Origin of the sequence: Mesorhizobium sp. ISC15 (assembly GCF_037162615.1) — a bacterium.
Classification (GTDB): Bacteria; Pseudomonadota; Alphaproteobacteria; order Rhizobiales; family Rhizobiaceae; genus Mesorhizobium; species Mesorhizobium mediterraneum.
On sequence record NZ_JAVSPX010000001.1, the window covers coordinates 3,075,239 to 3,091,050 of the forward strand.

The window sequence follows — 15,812 nt, forward strand, 5'->3', positions numbered from 1 at the left end:
AGGGATCGCCTGCCAATCGTTCTCGCTTTATCCCAATCGCCGCCTTGAGCTCGACTGTGGCAGGTGAAGACTGAATGTCGCCCTTATGACAAACGTTGAATCAAATCGTTCAGCAAGAGCAGCGACGCCCCGGCGAACACAGCCGCAGCCGCGTCGTCCAGCATGATGCCGAGACCACCCCTTACCTTGTCATGCATGACGCGGATGGGCCAGGGTTTGACGACATCGAAAAACCGGAATGCAAGGAAACCTGCTGCCCACCAGACCGGGTCGAGCGGCAGCATGGAAAGTGTTGCGGCGGTACCGAAGGTCTCGTCAATGACGACGATCTGCGGATCCTCCGTTCCGGTACGGGAGACGACATGCGACGACGCCCATACTCCCACGGTGAATACGGCCATGTAGGCAACCACGACCAGCCAAGGCGATGCAGGTATCAGGATCGCGGCAAGAACCACTCCAACAGCCGCGCCGCCCGTGCCCGGCCATAACGGGGATAATCCTGCGCCGGCCGAGGTCGCGAGCAGGTAAGCGAACTTAGGCAGAAATTTACGCATCGAGTTTCGGGCGGCTTCCCCGTGAATTGTAAATAGGCATTATATTCACATCTTTCCGATTACTGCCGCTAGACCGCCGGTCGATTTGCGACGGCGGACACAAGGGGCATTGCAGAAACTTCGAAACAACATCGGATGTTATCGCAGCGACCGGAGCTTTTGTGTTTCGCCGTCGGCTTGACAGTTCTCTGACTGCCTCAATCCATGGGCGCATTCGCCAAGACTTGAGCCGGGGAAGAGCCTGATCCGGTCTCGACCGCGCTGACCACCTCGATCTGCGCCGACGGGCTGGAACGAACCCACAATTTGCCGGTTAAACTTCGCAAAGCGACATCATCAGAGGAGCCAAGTCATCATGATCGCCGGCCTCATGAAACGTCGTATCGACCCGCTATGGGAGCACGCCGCTTCCCCGCTGATCGGGATCGGCATGACCCCGAACCAGGTTACATCATGCGGGCTGTGCTCGTCGCCCTGTCGTGCGCCGCTTATGTGTACCACCAGTCAACCCTTGCCTTTGGCCTTTGCCTCGCGTTGGCGTTTACCTTCGACGCGCTGGACGGCGCGGTTGCCCGTCGGAGACATATGAGCACCAAGGCCGGTGGTTATTTCGACGCGATGGCCGACCGGTATCAGGAACTTTCCGTGTTTGCGGCAATAGGCTGCGTCGCCGATCTGTGGGCGATCGCAATGATCGCGTTCGCCGGCGGAATCCTCACCAGCTACGCCAAGGCGCGGACGGCGATCGAAATCCCCATAGAAAATCAGGCGTGGCCGGACTTCTTCGAACGGATGGAGCGCCTGGTGTTCATTTGCGTGCTATTGGTCGCCGACGGAATCGCGATCGCCACGGGCGCCACTTCGCCCTGGATTCTCACGGGCGGGTTCGCGCTTTACGCACTGCTGGCAAACGCCACAGCGCTGCAACGGACCAATCGCGCATTTGCGATGCTCAAACGAGCGGACGCGAAGCAGCCATGAGACGGTGAAATCCATAACGCAAGCATCGATGACGGCAGCCTCACCTGGGAGACCCGTCTGGTCGATCTGCTCCCACGTTTCCAAAGCGCGCCCTGGCCCAGAAAAGGCGGTCATGACAACGGTCTGGCCGGTGGAAAACGTGAGGCGCTGGCACGGCGCAGTCGGGTTAAAAACGATCCACGCGCGACCTGCGTCCTCTGGCATAGCGAAGTTGCTGACCCTGTGGGCCGATGTCCGCACCCTCGTTAGACCGTTTCGAGCCGGCTGAACCGAACCGGGATGAGTTTGCGGGTCTTCAGTTGCCCTACCGAATCCTTGTCGATGACCGTCAGCAACTGCCCTTGTTCGGGCCCCACAGGCATAACCAGGCGGCCCCCCGGCTTGAGTTGCTCAAGCAAAGCCGACGGCGCCCGCCCAGCCGCCACGGTGACTAGGATCTTGTCGAACGGGGCGTGCTCGGGCCAGCCGCGAGACCCGTCTCCGACACGAATGCTGACATTGGATAGACCGAAGCCCTGCAGGAGAGCCTCGGCATGGCTCGCGAATTCCTCGATGATTTCGACGCTCCAAACGTGCCCGGCGAGTTCCGCGAGAATTGCGGTTTGGTAGCCCAGGCCAGTGCCGATCTCGAGCACAGCCTCGCGCGGTTGAAGAGCAAGGAGATCGGTCATGAGAGCGACGATGAACGGCTGCGAGACGGTTTTGTCGAAGCCGATCGGCAGTGGCATGTCCTGATAGGCATAAGGAGCGACTGAGCTTGGCACGAAGAGATGGCGCGGCACCCGCTGCATCGCTGCCATCACCCGCTCATCGAGCGCCGCCTTGCCGAGTTCGTCGCTTGCAAGGTCGGTATGGATCGCAATCATCTCAACCATGTGTCGGCGTAAAACTGCGAGATGTTGTTCGTTCATTGGCTTCATGACGGTGGGGCTTTCCTCAACCAGCTTGCTGCCAAATAGGCTTATATCCTGTTCGTCACAGCAATGCCCGTCATGGTTTCCAGTTGCGGGTGGCCACCGCGACCGGAGGCAATTTAGCGTTGCGTCTGGTATATACCGGCGGCAGCCCTGGAGATCCGGCTATGTTACCATAACGGTATGTCCTAGCTCGCGGTGATCGAACGACGAACGGCTGAATTGCCGCATGCGTGGGCAGCCGGCGATCGCGATCGGGGCGTTGTCGTTTTAGTAGTGGACGCCGGTTTCACCGAGCGATGCAGCGACTGCTGCATGGCTTCGGGCAGCGGAATGCCACAACGGGCGTTCCCAAAGGTCGAGCCAAAGTCCGGGCAGGCCGCTACTTTATCGCCTCCACGAGTGCTGAGTGGAACTCGTCGGGTGCCTCTATCTGTGGTGAATGTCCAAGCTCTGGGAACTCAACGAGCGTCGCGTTTGGAATGGCCGCGGCTGCGGCGCGTCCGAGTTTTGGATATTGGCCGAGCGTCTTCGCGACCTCCGCGCTGGCGCGATTGCTGCCCGGGGCTGTGCGATCCTTGCCTCCGATGATCAGCGTTGTCGGTACGGAGATATTGCCAAACTCATGGATCACAGGTTGGGTGAAGATCATGTCCGAGGTTTGGGCCTGGTTCCACGCCACTATCTCCTTGTCCTCGCCGGCGTACATGCCAGCCAGCATGCTCACCCAACGGTCGTATTCCGGCTTCCAGTCGCCATTGTAATAGACGCGCTGCTGGTAGGCCTTGATGCTGGCGAAGCTGGTTTTCAGTTCGCTGGCGTATGCCACGTCGAGGGTGGCATAGGGAACACCTTTCGCCTGCCAGTCCTCGAGACCGATCGGATTCACCAGCACCAGGCGCTCCACGGTTTGAGGAAACTGCAGAGCGTAGCGTGCTGCCAGCATGCCGCCCATAGAATGGCCGACAAGGATGACGTCGGATACATTGAGGGATTCGATGAGCTCAGCGGTGTTATTGGTCAGTTGCTGAAACGAGAATTTGATATTTCTGCGGCTTAGTCGACTTGCAGAAGCCGACCTGATCCGGCGCAATGACACGGTAACCCGCTGTCGTCAGCACGTCGATGGTCACTTCCCAGGTTCCGGCGCAGAAATTCTTGCCGTGCAATAGCACGACGGTCTTGCCGTTCGCCTTCCCGCGCGCCGGAACATCGAGATAAGCCATTTCGATGGGCTGGCGCTGCGAAGTGAAGCGGTGGACCTTGACCGGATGGGCATAGCTGAAGCCCTCCAGCCGAGGCCCATAGACGGCACTGGAGGCGGTCGCGCCGGGATCTTGGGCGAGAGTCGATGTCGTTATGGTGAAGAAGATGGCGGCGCTGGCTGGAATGCGCATGGAAGTCCTCTCTGTAATTCTCGGCGAGAACTATGGCCATCAATACGAGCGGCTTGTGACAGGCCTCATCACCATGTCGGCACAGAGATAACGATCAGTTGATCGTGGGAGCCGAATGTGAGCCTCGCGGTGTGATCCGATGGGCTCGGGTCCTAGCTCACCGGCCATCAGTTACCGCGAGCGAGCGAACCGTAATCGGCGGCGCTTTTGTACCGCCCGAGATTGGACAATGGCAGGCTCTTTGCCGTGCACGGCGCGACTTCGCTGTTGGAGAATTCGAGGCTACACTATCATCGGCGCCGCCCATATACATTACGTCGGTAGAGAGATGGATCTGCAAGCCTTCAGAGATTCGATTGTGCAATTACAGCCGCCCGCCGGCTTGAACCCTGCCCTGCAGGCGCTGTGGTGGGATGCAAAGGGCGATTGGGTTAAGGCGCACGAGCACGCGCAGGTGCGCGGCGATACCGCGGGTATGCGCGTGCATGCCTACCTCCATCGCAAGGAAGGCGATCAATCGAATGCGGAATATTGGTATCGTCGCTGCGGCGCCGCGCCGTCGACCTTGACGCTTGATGAGGAATGGCAAGAGTTAGCGCGTGCACTTTTGGGGCAAAGCTGACGCCTTCCGCACGCCAAGTCTGGTTCTGGGGGCCTTCACTCGAACCGCAGCGATGACTTTGATATAGTACCGCGGTCACGATCGGACGGCCTGCTCAGTCCGCCGCTCGCAGGAAACAGGCGGGCGGCATCCCTCTGCCACGGTCGGACATCTTGCTCCTGGCGCTGGTCCAGATCGCAACGGAAGTTCAATTTCATTTCCTCTGAAGCCCGTCATAATTAGGCCGGCGGCGGCATTACCAGCAATGTCTCGAGGAGGAGATGAAAATGCGGCTCAATAGGTGTTTCAATTTTGCAGGTAAGGTTTCATCGGTGCTTTCTCCCGCAGCAGGGAGGAAACGGCGTCTGCGTCAGACTATCATATTTGCAGCTTTGGCGGCCGGTTCCGCGACGGTTGGTTTCGGGGCACAAAGCGCCGAAACGGGAGCCTGGATCACCACTTGGGCTGCCACACCTGCTCCGCGCTGGTTGGATGATCTTCCTGCGCCTTTTGGAGTGCCGGAGGTATTGGAGAATCAGACCGTCCGCCAAGTTGCCCGCATCAGCGTTGGCGGCAATACCGTCCGGGTGGTCCTATCGAATGCTTTCGGCGCTAGGCCGCTGACTATCGGGGCCGGCAGCGTCGGGATAGCAGGCAAGAACGGCGACGTCGATCAGGCGACCCTGAAGCCCCTGACCTGGGGCGGCAAGAGTTCTGTGGTCGTTCCGCCGGGAGCCCCGATCCTCAGCGACCCCGTCGACCTCCCGGCAGAAGCGCTTTCCGAAATCTCGGTCAGCATCTTCCTGCCGAAGAAGACGGCGCTCTCATCGGTGCATTGGGATGGTGTGCAAACCGCCTACATTTCCGGCCCGGGGAACTTCACAAACGAGGCGGCGTTCAAGGCTGACAGCACACTCAAATCACGCATTTTTCTGAGCGATATATGGGTTGACGCCGCGCCGGAATCCCACGCGATCGTGTTTTTCGGGGATTCCATCACGGATGGGAATTGCTCGACCCCCGACGCCAATAACCGCTGGCCAGACCATATCGCCAAGCGATTGCAGGAAACCGCCCACAAGGTCGCGGTGATCAACGAAGCTTTTTCGGGCAATCGCGTGTTGACCGACGGTATGGGTGTCAATGCGCTGGCGCGTTTCGATTCTGATATCCTGAGCCATCCAAAAGTCTCGACCGTCCTCGTAATGATGGGCATCAACGATATCGGATGGCCCGGCGAAAATGCAATCACGCCGGACGACAAGGAACCGACCGCCGAAGACATCATCACCGGATACAAACAGCTCATCGACCGCGCGCACGCCCATGGCATACGCATTGTAGGCGCGACGTTGACCCCCTTCGCCGACACCTTCAAAGGACTTCCCACCGAGGGTTACTACACACCCGAGAAGGAAAAGATACGCGTCGCAGTGAACGAATGGATACGCACCGGTGGCGGCTTCGATGGCGTGATCGACTTCGAAAAGGTGATGGAAGACCCGGCCAAACCGGGGTATCTGCGCGACGACTACGACTGCGGCGACAACCTTCATCCCAACGACGCGGGATACAAGGCGATGGCAGACGCGGTCGATCTCGACGTCCTATTGGGTTCAGCTAAATAGGTCGCTGCTGACCTTGCCGCGCTCCTCAGGTATTGCGCGGCAAGGTCGGTTCCTCCGGATGTCGAGGCCGAGCATTGCAACCTGGTACTTGGGACTGGGATCCGGATTTCCCACACAGGTCACCAGACGTGTTAAGCTTTTGGTAACTATCCTAAGTCGAAAGCCAAAATGTACTGGCTCCTTTTGCCCTCGATAGATGTTAGGGCTGCCATCGAGGTGAGATAAAGGAGAAAAGACCGGGATGGCCACGGTACTGAACGCCAAGGGCGTTCCACTTCCCTATAGCGGTTCCTCCGTAAAGTGGTATTCGGCGACGAATTCCGGCCCAACACTTTATGGCAGCACGTCCAACGACTCGATATATGGGGACGGCAGTGTCACCGTCACGATGTATGGCGGCAAGGGCGATGACATCTATTATCTGTATTCCTCGAAAAACAAGGCGGTCGAGCGGCCCGGCGAGGGTGTCGACACCATCTCGACCTGGATGAGCTATAAGCTCCCAGCGAATTTCGAGAACCTGACGGTCACGGGCGACAAACGCTATGCTTTCGGAAACGAGCTGAACAACATCATTACCGGCGGCTCCGGCCAACAGACGCTCGACGGCTTACAGGGCAATGACGTGCTCAAGGGCGGATCCGGGGCGGACATTTTCATCGTGACCCCCGGCAACGGCAGTGATCTGATCCTGGACTTTGGCGCTCAGGATACCGTCCGTGTTGGGAGCTACGGCTTCACCTCCTTCGAGGAGGTGCGCGCCAACATGGTCCAGTCGGGAGCGAACGTCCGACTCAATCTGTCCGACAACGAGTTTCTCGTCTTCGCCAACAAGCCCATCGGCGAGTTTACCGCAAGTCAGTTCAAGATGGCCGTGGACAGGTCGGCTCTGGAACTCACCTTTTCGGACGAGTTCGACACGCTGGACCTGTGGAATGGCTCGAGCGGCACCTGGGACTCGAATTTCTGGTGGGGAGCCGCAAACGGCAGCTCGCTCACGAGCAACAAAGAGCTCCAATGGTATATCGATACCAACTACGCCCCGACGCGTTCCGTCAACCCGTTCAGCGTTGACGACGGTATTCTTACGATTACCGCCGCCAAGGCTCCTGCGGCAATCCGGCCCGAGATAAACAACTACCAATACACGTCAGGTTTGCTGACGACCTACGAATCCTTCGCGCAGACCTACGGCTATTTCGAAATTCGAGCCGACATGCCCGAAAAACAGGGTGTATGGCCGGCCTTCTGGCTTCTCCCGGCGGACGGCTCCTGGCCACCGGAACTGGACGTCGTGGAGATGGTCGGTCAGGATCCAAACAAGCTCATTCTGACAAGCCACTCGAACGAGACGGGGACTCAGACGACAGTGACCTCGACGGCCTATGCCTCGGATACCGAAGGGTTCCACACATACGGGGTGCTGTGGACAGAAGACGAACTCGTCTGGTATTTCGACGATGTCGAAGTTGCTCGTGCCGCAACGCCTGCCGACATGCACGAGCCGATGTATATGCTGGTCGATCTGGCGGTTGGCGGCATCGCGGGAACGCCTGCCGACGGGCTTGCGACGCCTGCAGAAATGCAGATCGACTACATCCATGCCTATGCGTTGAACGATTGGATTATCTAGGCGTAACACCTCACGGTGGGCTCGGCACGGACACGTTCGTCATCAGGCCTGATTTCGGGTGCGGTCATTGCCGCCTGAGACCGAACTGGGACTGATGTGAAGGCGATGTCGCATCCCCATCCATCCGAGCCGCCGCGAACGACCCTCGCAGCGGTTCTGGCTTCCTTCCGGCGGGCGTTGGCGGGAATTGCCTTGATGAGCGGCGTCGTCAATGTCTTGGCGCTGACCGGCTCGTTTTTCATGCTGCAGGTCTATGATCGCGTCATACCCGGCCGCAGCGTGCCGACGCTCGTCGGGCTTGCCGTGTTTGCCGGCACACTTTTCGTCTTTCAGGGCGTTCTCGAACTCATCCGGTCGCGTTTGCTGGTGCGCATCGGAATGGCGCTGGATGCGCGCTTGAGCGGACAGGTCTATGCCGCTCTCATGCGTTTGCCGTTGCGCACCAAGCTCGCAGGCGACGGCCTCCAATCGTTGCGCGATCTTGACCAAGTGCGATCGTTTATGTCGAGCGCCGGTCCGACCGCGCTTTTCGACCTGCCCTGGATGCCGCTCTACCTCGCAATTTGCTTCCTGTTCCATTTCTGGATCGGCATGACGGCGCTGGCCGGCGTGGTGATTCTCTTCAGCCTGACATTGCTTGCCGAAATTCGCACGAGAGAGCCCGCCAGAAAGGCAAACAGTCAAGCGGCAGCGCGCAATACGCTTGCCGAAGCGACACGTCGCAATGTCGAGGTTCTGCAGGCCATGGGCTTTGGATCACGCATCGCCGAGCGCTGGTCAGGGATCAATGCTGACTATCTCGACACCAATGCAACGGCGAGTGACCTTGCCGGGACACTCGGAACGATCTCGAAGATCCTGCGCATGATGCTGCAATCGGGTATCCTGGCGATAGGCGCTTATCTGGTCATCCATCAGGAAGCGACCGGCGGCATTATGATCGCCAGTTCGATCATGATGAGCCGGGCGCTCGCACCAATCGAACTGGCTATCGCGCACTGGAGGGGTTTCGTCACCGCCCGCCAGGCATGGACCCGGTTGACCCAGCTTTTGGTCCTGCTTCCCGAAACTGCGATAAGTGTCTCCCTGCCTGCACCGAGATCTGCTCTTTCGGTCGAAAATATCAGTGTCACACCGCCGGGAGAGCGCCGTATGGTCGTGCAAGAAGCCACCTTTGCATTGGAAAGGGGCGTCGGCCTCGGCATTGTCGGGCCGAGCGCTTCTGGCAAGTCATCGCTCGTGCGCGCTATTGCCGGTATATGGCTCCCAGTTCGTGGAACCGTCAGGTTGGATGGCGCAACGCTCGACCAGTGGTCGCCGGAAGCGCTGGGCAACCATGTCGGCTATCTGCCGCAGGATGTGCAATTGTTCGACGGCACCATTGCCGAGAATATCGCGCGCTTCGAACCGCAAGCGCCCTCGGACAAGATACTGGCGGCTGCGCGCGTGGCTGGTGTCCATGATCTCGTCATCCACCTTCCGGAAGGCTACGAGACGCGGATCGGCGAGGCCGGGTCGGCACTTTCGGCTGGCCAGAGACAGCGGATTGCGCTTGCACGGGCTCTCTACGGTGACCCGTTTCTTGTTATTCTCGACGAGCCTAACTCCAACCTCGATGCGGAAGGCGAGGCCGCGTTGACGGAAGCAATTCAAAGTGTCCGCGCTCGAGGCGGCGTTGCCATCGTGGTCGCACACCGGCCGAGCGCGCTGGCAAGCCTGGATCAGGTTCTTGTGATGGCGAACGCCCGCATCGTGGCCTTTGGCCCGAAGAATGAGATCTTGAACAAGATAACTCGCCCAGCAGGCGTTCCCTTGAAGGTCGTTTCCGGGCTTGAAGAGACGGCATCCTGATGGCGCAACGCACGATATTCGCGGCGGATCGCACTATTCGACGCTATCTGCTTGGCGGTGTCGCAACCTGCATCCTGCTGGTCGGCGGGGCGGGGAGTTTGGCTGCGGTCACCACGCTCTCCGGAGCCGTTATCGCTTCGGGAAAATTGGTCGTCGATTCCAGCGTCAAGAAAGTCCAGCATCCAACTGGTGGCGTGGTCGGTCAAATCTTCGTCCGGGAAGGCGATGCCGTGCAATCGGGCAAGGTTTTGATCCGCCTCGATGAGACGATCACTCGGGCCAATTTGGCAATCGTTACCAAGAGCTTGGACGAATTCGAAGCGCGACTGGCTCGCCTTGAGGCCGAACGCGACGGCAAAGGAAGCATCACCTTTCCAGCTTCGCTTGTGTCACGGCAGGATGCCCCTGAGGTTGGTCAGGCGATGGCCGGCGAACAATCACTGTTCAAATTTCGCCGACAGGCACGCGCCGGTCAGAAGGCTCAGTTGGAAGAGCGCATTGCGCAGCTTGCCGAAGAAGTTTCCGGCCTGACCGAGCAAAGAGATGCCAAGAGCCAGGAAATCAAGTTGATCGGGTTTGAGCTCGAAGGCATGCGCGGACTTTGGCAACGCAAGCTGGTTTCAATTGATCGCATAACTGCGCTTGAACGCGATGCCGTGCGGCTTAAAGGTGAGCACGGGCAACTGACTGCGGCCATAGCGCAATCGAAGGGTCGTACGTCGGAGATCCGTTTGCAGATCATTCAGATCGACCAGGATTTGCGCAGCGAGGTGGCGACCGAACTGCGTGACGTCCAGGCAAGGATCTCTGAATTCGTCGAGCGCAAGGTCTCGGCTGAAGATCAGCTCAAGCGTATCGATGTTCGCAGTCCGCAGACCGGCGTCGTTCATCAACTCGGCGTGCACACGGTCGGTGGTGTGATTTCTCCGGGAGAACTCATCATGCTGATAGTCCCGGTGACCGACGACCTGACTGTCGAGGCGCACGTGGCACCCCAAGATATCGATCAATTGACGCCAGGGCAAAGCGCGACCTTGCGGCTGTCGGCATTCAATCAGCAAACAACACCGGAGCTGAACGGTGTCGTGGGCAAGATTTCCGCCGACCTGAATTTCGATGAGAAAACAGGCGCCGGCTTTTACACCGTGCATGTTGTTTTGCCGCGCACCGAGCTTACCAGGCTCAACGGCCTGACCTTGGCGCCTGGAATGCCCGTCGAGGTGTTCTTTTCCACCGGCAGCCGCACCATGCTGTCCTATCTCGTGAAACCTTTGGCGGACCAAATCCAACGGGCGTTCAGGGAAGAGTAGGCTGCGTCTCTGGGCGAACCGACGAGCTAAATTCCGGAACAAGGGCGCGATTTTGCCGTTTCGCCTGAAACTGGAAGCGATCCCACATGTCCGAGTTGACGAATGAAGAGATCGAGGGGCGGCTGAATGCCCAGCGGGAGACTTTGTCGCTAGTCGTCGCGCTGCTTGCCGGCCTCGACGCCACTTCCGAGCGAATATGGGCAGAACTGGAGGCCCGTTTTCAATTCCAGAATAATCAGGAAGATCCCGGCGCCTTGCCAAGCGGTGCATTCGCCATTGAGAGCGCGATGATGCGAGAGTTCAAGCTGATCGCCGACGAAGCGCGGGCACGCAAGGCGGAATGGAACGACACGGACAAGCCACCCATAAGAGGGGCTAGCTGAAAATCGCGAAAGCCCGGCGAGTGCGATGCCGCATCAAATTGGCCTCGCTATGCAGGGCGCCAATAGGGTTGCGGCCGGCGACGCTCGCGGGCATCGCTGGACGGGTCGTGCGAGGGTTGCGCCGAGGGATAGCAACAATTTTTCTCGCCTGACTCGGAAACATTTCCGGCATGCCAGTGTTTAGCGCACTGAGTGGGCGCGAAGCGCAGTTTCCTTGTCTGTGAGGCGATCCCCCTTTGGAGTGTAACGATGCCCCCAACCGCCATGACAGAGGTCGAGGAGGTCAGGATCGAACCCGACGGGCTCGTTGGGCTGCTGGGCGTGCCGCACGGTGCGCAAGGCATCGTCATCTTCGCTCATGGCAGCGGAAGTGGACGGCTCAGCCCGCGCAACAATCACGTAGCCGCCCCACTTCGGCAGGCCGGACTGGCGACCCTTCTCGTCGATCTTTTGACATCAATCGAGGAACGCGACAGGCGAAACGTCTTCGACATTGACCTGCTTGCATCGCGGCTCGCGCTGGCGACGCATTGGGCGGCTGCGGAAGCACGGACCAGAAAGCTTGTTCCACTTTATTTCGGGGCAAGCACTGGCGCGGCAGCCGCGCTGGTGGCCGCCTCGCGCCCGGACGCAGGTATCGCCGCTATCGTCTCGCGCGGCGGCCGGCCCGATCTGGCGATGGAAGCGTTGCCGGCCGTGCGTGCCCCGACATTGCTTCTGGTCGGTAGCCTGGACGGGCCGGTGATCGGGATAAACGAGCGTGCTCTTGCCGCGCTGAAAGGCGAGAAACAGTTGATCATCGTCGATGGCGCCGGCCACCTCTTCGAGGAGCCGGGCACGATGGACGAAGTAGTCAGGCATGCCACACGATGGTTCCTCGAGCATCTCGTGCCTGAAAGGCTGCGGCAATGATCCTGGGCAGGCCAAAACTCGATGCAGAGAAAGAAAACGAGTCCAGTTCCAAGGTGCTGAGCAAGCCGAGGAAGGCCAGAACGCATCGTGCCATTGGGGCCCTCTTCCAAGGCGAACGGGCCTGACATATGGCAAATCACAGCACGAGCCTTCCGACGGTTCTCATCACCGGCAGCAGCGGCTTTCTGGGGCAGGCGATCGCGCGAGGCTTGATTGACCGCTACCGCGTCGTCGGTCTCGATGTTGCAAAACCGAAGCATCCTCCCGCCGGCATGGAGACGATCGAGATCGATCTCACCTCCGATGAGGGCGTGAGCAGGGCTGTGGAGGCGGCGCGAGAGCGCAGCGGCGGTCGTATCGCGTCAGTCATCCATCTTGCTGCCTATTACGACACGACCGGCAAGGACGATCCGAAATATGACGCCGTCACCGTGCAGGGCACGCGCCGGCTCCTGAATGCGCTGACGGCGATCAAGACCGAGCAGTTCGTGTTTTCCAGCACGCTTCTCGTTCATGCGCCAAGTCCGGGGAAGGGCACGAAAATAGATGAAGACTCGCCGCTCGACCCGGCCTGGGCCTACCCCCAATCGAAAGCCGAAACCGAGGCGCTGATCTCGAGGCAGCGCGGCGAGATCAAAACGGTGATCCTGCGGTTCGCCGGCGTCTATGACGAAGACTGCCGGGCGGCCTTCATTGCCCAGCAGATCGCTCGCATCTTCGAGCGCTTGCCGACCGCCTATTTGTTCGCTGGCGATATCACCGCCGGCCAGCCCTATCTGCACAAGGACGATCTCGTCGACGCGGTGGTACGCACCGTCGATCGGCGCGCCGAACTTCCGGCCGAGACCGTGCTTCTGATCGGCGAAGAAGACACACCGTCATACGAGGAGATGCAGAAGCGCATCGGCCGGCTCATCCACGGCGAGGACTGGCGAACCTTGGCGCTGCCGAAGGAGCTGACGAAGCTGGGTGCCTGGTTGCAGACGGAGGTGCTCGATCAAGACACCGACATCAAGCCATGGATGATCGAGAACTCGGACGATCATTACGAGATCGACATCTCGCGGGCCAAAGCTCTGTTGGGCTGGGCGCCCAGACATAGCTTGCTGGCTACATTGCCGGAGATGATCCGCCGGCTGAAACAGGACCCAACGGATTGGTACGCGGCCAACAAGCTCAATCCGCCCGTTGTCGCGGCTTCGGGTCCCGAGATCGAGCAGGCCAAAAGGCGGCTCAAGGGACCGCTCGAACGAAGCAAGCAAGACGTAGAAGCGGCGACAAAACGGCATCGGTTCAGGACGCTCTGGGCGCCGATGACCAACGCTGCTCTCGGATTGTGGCTGGTCACGTCGCCCATAACGGTTGGCCTGTTCGATCCCGGCGCAGCCGCAATACCTCCCGCTCTGGGACATGCTGTTGCGGAGCCCGAATTCCGCAACGCCGGTCTGGGTGTCAGCGAAATCGTTTCCGGCCTGCTCGTGACGGTCTTTGCGCTGCTGGGCATGTTCCAACGCTGGCGCTGGGTGCAGTGGATCACCGCGTTGCTCGGTCTCTGGGTGATGCTTGCGCCGTTGCTGTTCTGGACGACCAGCGCCGCCGCCTATGCCGTCGACACGCTTGTCGGCATGCTGATCGTCGCCTTCGCGGTGATGATCCCGCCGACCCCAGGTATCAGCCGTCGCGCGCTGGCGGCCGACGACGACCGCCCGCTGGGCTGGACCTATTCGCCATCCACCTTCACGCAGCGGATCCCCATCGTGGCGCTGGCCTTCGTCGGCCTATTCGTTTCGCGCTATCTCGCCGCCTACCAGATGGGCCACATAGATGGGCTATGGGATCCGTTCTTCGGCCCCGGCGGCGCACCGGTGCGCAACGGCAGCGAAGCGGTGGTGACGTCATGGGTCTCGCAAGGTTTCCCAATAGCCGATGCCGGGCTCGGCGCCTTTGCCTATTGCCTCGATATCCTCGCCGGCGCGATCGGCGACCGCCGGCGCTGGCGCACCATGCCGTGGATGGTGCTCCTCTTCGGCTTGCTGATCGTTCCGCTCGGCGTGGTCAGCGTCTCCTTCATCATCATCCAGCCACCGCTGATTGGTGCGCTGTGCACGCTCTGCATCCTCCAGGCCGCCGTCACGGTGGTGCTGATCCCCTACTCGGTCGATGAGGTGCTGGCGACCATCCAGTATCTCTGGGGCGCCACGAGGGCGGGCGAGCCGTTCTGGCGTACCTTCTGGAGGGGCGGACCTGCGCTGTCGGAGAACCAGACGCCTGACACCGACCTAGACCGTCCGGCTTCCGCGTTGCTGAAGGAATTTGTCACCGGCGGCGTGAACTTCCCGTGGACGCTGGTTGCGAGCACGCTGCTCGGCGCCTTGCTGATGACAACGCCATTGATCTTTGGCACGCAACCGCCGCTCTATTTCAGCGATCACGTCGTCGGCTGTCTCATTGTCATGGTCGCAGTCACGGCCATGGCCGAAATTGTCCGGCCGCTGCGCTTCCTCAATGTAGTGCTTGGTGCATGGATCGCGGTGTCACCCTTCGTGTTTGCCGGCGGTGGAACCATCGCGATCGCGGCGGACGTTGTGATCGGTCTGGCGCTGATCGTGCTCAGCTTGCCGCGCGGCACGCGCAGCGACCAACATTATGGCGGTTGGGATCGAGCGATTGTGTGAGCAATTCGACTTCAGCACCTGGCGATCTGAGCCGATATCGTCACGGGTGCAGTGACCAGGTCCGTCACGACGAGGCTTTGACCCCGAGCTTGCGAGCCTTATCTTCGAAGTCATCTTTGATGTCCTCGATTGTCGGCAGATGCAGGCGCCGCAGCTGAGAGTGCACCTTCTTGGCGGCGTCGGAGCTCAGGTCGCGTTTGAAATTGACGACGACCTGCTGAGCGGAGTCGTAATTGCGATAGCGCTCGATCTCGGCCTTGGTCGCCTGCTGCACGTGCTCCAAGGTTTTGCGATCGGCATCGGATTTTCCACCCGGTTTCGCTCGCATGACCGGATTGAAGGCCTTGCTGATGACGAATTCGGCCAGTTCCTGCTGGGCGTTAGCCATGATCATTTCTCCCTCGAAATTGGCTGTTTGGCCTTAACCCACGCGGAAATTGAAAGTTCCCTCAGGGACGGTTTTGTCGCGGCCGGGCGCTACATTAATCGCAGGCTTGGAAGCGCTTGGTTCAGCCGATATCTGGTGGCTGTTAGTCCGCAGCAGGTTGGATGGAACCAAGCTGCAAATCTGCCGTTGGCCTCATCAACGAAACACGTGCAGAAGGCGAGACGCACTACGCAAGGTTTCGCGCAACCAAAATCGGGGAGCCGGAGTATGACCAACATGCCAGACGAAACAATTGGCGGAGATCGGATAGGCTCAAGCACAGACAATACCGAGCACGCCGATGAGCGCAGTCCCGATGGTCATCAGGGCAGAAAGGACAAGCGACAAGATCAAGCCGCCGAGCGGGACAAAAACCCTCCGCAAGAGGATCCGGCAGAAGGTTCGCGCGACACGGTGGAGCACGAACTGGACAGACAGAAACAATCGGAGGCACCTCGCGGCGAGGTGAAGCGCGCGCGTGACGATCTGCAGCAGCAGGTCGAGGAAGAGATCGAGCTGCCTCAACGAGGCTCTGCCTGACGG

15 protein-coding genes are annotated in these 15,812 nt (G+C 59.8%); 10 read left to right on the top strand and 5 right to left on the bottom strand.

Going from position 1 to position 15,812, the window contains the following annotated elements:
- Positions 1-83: 83 nt before the first annotated feature.
- Positions 84-557 carry a phosphatidylglycerophosphatase A family protein gene (locus RPG13_RS14710; protein WP_337125384.1) on the bottom strand — a complete coding sequence of 158 codons (474 nt, stop codon included), beginning with the start codon at positions 555-557 and terminating at the stop codon, positions 84-86.
- Between the two features lie 453 nt (positions 558-1,010).
- Between RPG13_RS14710 and RPG13_RS14715 the strand changes: the two genes are divergently transcribed.
- Complete coding sequence (locus tag RPG13_RS14715; RefSeq protein ID WP_337125385.1) at positions 1,011-1,538, top strand: CDP-alcohol phosphatidyltransferase family protein; 528 nt, start codon at positions 1,011-1,013, stop codon at positions 1,536-1,538.
- A gap of 245 nt (positions 1,539-1,783) precedes the next feature.
- Here RPG13_RS14715 and RPG13_RS14720 read toward each other — a convergent pair whose 3' ends face one another.
- From RPG13_RS14720 to RPG13_RS14730, 3 genes are all read right to left on the bottom strand, one after another.
- Complete coding sequence (locus RPG13_RS14720) at positions 1,784-2,458, bottom strand: protein-L-isoaspartate(D-aspartate) O-methyltransferase (protein ID WP_292501259.1); 675 nt, start codon at positions 2,456-2,458, stop codon at positions 1,784-1,786.
- A gap of 376 nt (positions 2,459-2,834) precedes the next feature.
- Positions 2,835-3,551 (bottom strand): alpha/beta fold hydrolase, encoded by a 717-nt coding sequence (locus RPG13_RS14725; RefSeq protein ID WP_337125386.1) that lies wholly within the window; start codon positions 3,549-3,551, stop codon positions 2,835-2,837.
- Entirely contained in the window at positions 3,466-3,849 is a 384-nt protein-coding gene (locus RPG13_RS14730; protein ID WP_337125387.1) for a hypothetical protein, read from the bottom strand. The genes RPG13_RS14725 and RPG13_RS14730 overlap by 86 nt, the downstream gene beginning before the upstream one ends.
- A 328-nt stretch (positions 3,850-4,177) precedes the next feature.
- Here RPG13_RS14730 and RPG13_RS14735 point away from each other — a divergent pair, with 328 nt between their 5' ends.
- The 8 genes from RPG13_RS14735 (at position 4,178) to RPG13_RS14770 (ending at position 14,842) form a co-directional block, all read left to right on the top strand.
- Positions 4,178-4,471 (top strand): hypothetical protein, encoded by a 294-nt coding sequence (locus RPG13_RS14735; protein ID WP_292501257.1) that lies wholly within the window; start codon positions 4,178-4,180, stop codon positions 4,469-4,471.
- Positions 4,472-4,731: 260 nt separating this feature from the next.
- Positions 4,732-6,078: an SGNH/GDSL hydrolase family protein gene (locus RPG13_RS14740; protein ID WP_292646474.1), complete on the top strand. Its 1,347-nt coding sequence runs from the start codon at positions 4,732-4,734 to the stop codon at positions 6,076-6,078.
- Positions 6,079-6,319: 241 nt separating this feature from the next.
- Complete coding sequence (locus RPG13_RS14745; RefSeq protein ID WP_337125388.1) at positions 6,320-7,711, top strand: family 16 glycosylhydrolase; 1,392 nt, start codon at positions 6,320-6,322, stop codon at positions 7,709-7,711.
- Between the two features lie 105 nt (positions 7,712-7,816).
- Positions 7,817-9,562 carry a type I secretion system permease/ATPase gene (locus tag RPG13_RS14750; RefSeq protein ID WP_337125389.1) on the top strand — a complete coding sequence of 582 codons (1,746 nt, stop codon included), beginning with the start codon at positions 7,817-7,819 and terminating at the stop codon, positions 9,560-9,562.
- Entirely contained in the window at positions 9,562-10,872 is a 1,311-nt protein-coding gene (locus RPG13_RS14755; RefSeq protein ID WP_337125390.1) for an HlyD family type I secretion periplasmic adaptor subunit, read from the top strand. Before RPG13_RS14750 ends, RPG13_RS14755 begins: the two co-directional genes overlap by 1 nt.
- Before the next feature lie 86 nt (positions 10,873-10,958).
- Entirely contained in the window at positions 10,959-11,255 is a 297-nt protein-coding gene (locus RPG13_RS14760) for a hypothetical protein (RefSeq protein ID WP_292646483.1), read from the top strand.
- Positions 11,256-11,504: 249 nt separating this feature from the next.
- Complete coding sequence (locus RPG13_RS14765) at positions 11,505-12,167, top strand: dienelactone hydrolase family protein (RefSeq protein WP_292646486.1); 663 nt, start codon at positions 11,505-11,507, stop codon at positions 12,165-12,167.
- Between the two features lie 128 nt (positions 12,168-12,295).
- Positions 12,296-14,842, top strand: coding sequence for an NAD-dependent epimerase/dehydratase family protein (locus RPG13_RS14770; RefSeq protein WP_337125391.1), 2,547 nt, complete (start codon positions 12,296-12,298; stop codon positions 14,840-14,842).
- A 64-nt stretch (positions 14,843-14,906) separates the two neighbouring features.
- Here the strand turns inward: RPG13_RS14770 and RPG13_RS14775 are convergent, their stop codons facing one another.
- Positions 14,907-15,230, bottom strand: coding sequence for a hypothetical protein (locus RPG13_RS14775; protein WP_095486598.1), 324 nt, complete (start codon positions 15,228-15,230; stop codon positions 14,907-14,909).
- Positions 15,231-15,497: 267 nt separating this feature from the next.
- Here RPG13_RS14775 and RPG13_RS14780 point away from each other — a divergent pair, with 267 nt between their 5' ends.
- Positions 15,498-15,809, top strand: a complete 312-nt coding sequence (locus RPG13_RS14780; RefSeq protein WP_158302613.1) for a hypothetical protein — start codon at positions 15,498-15,500, stop codon at positions 15,807-15,809.
- Positions 15,810-15,812: the final 3 nt, after the last annotated feature.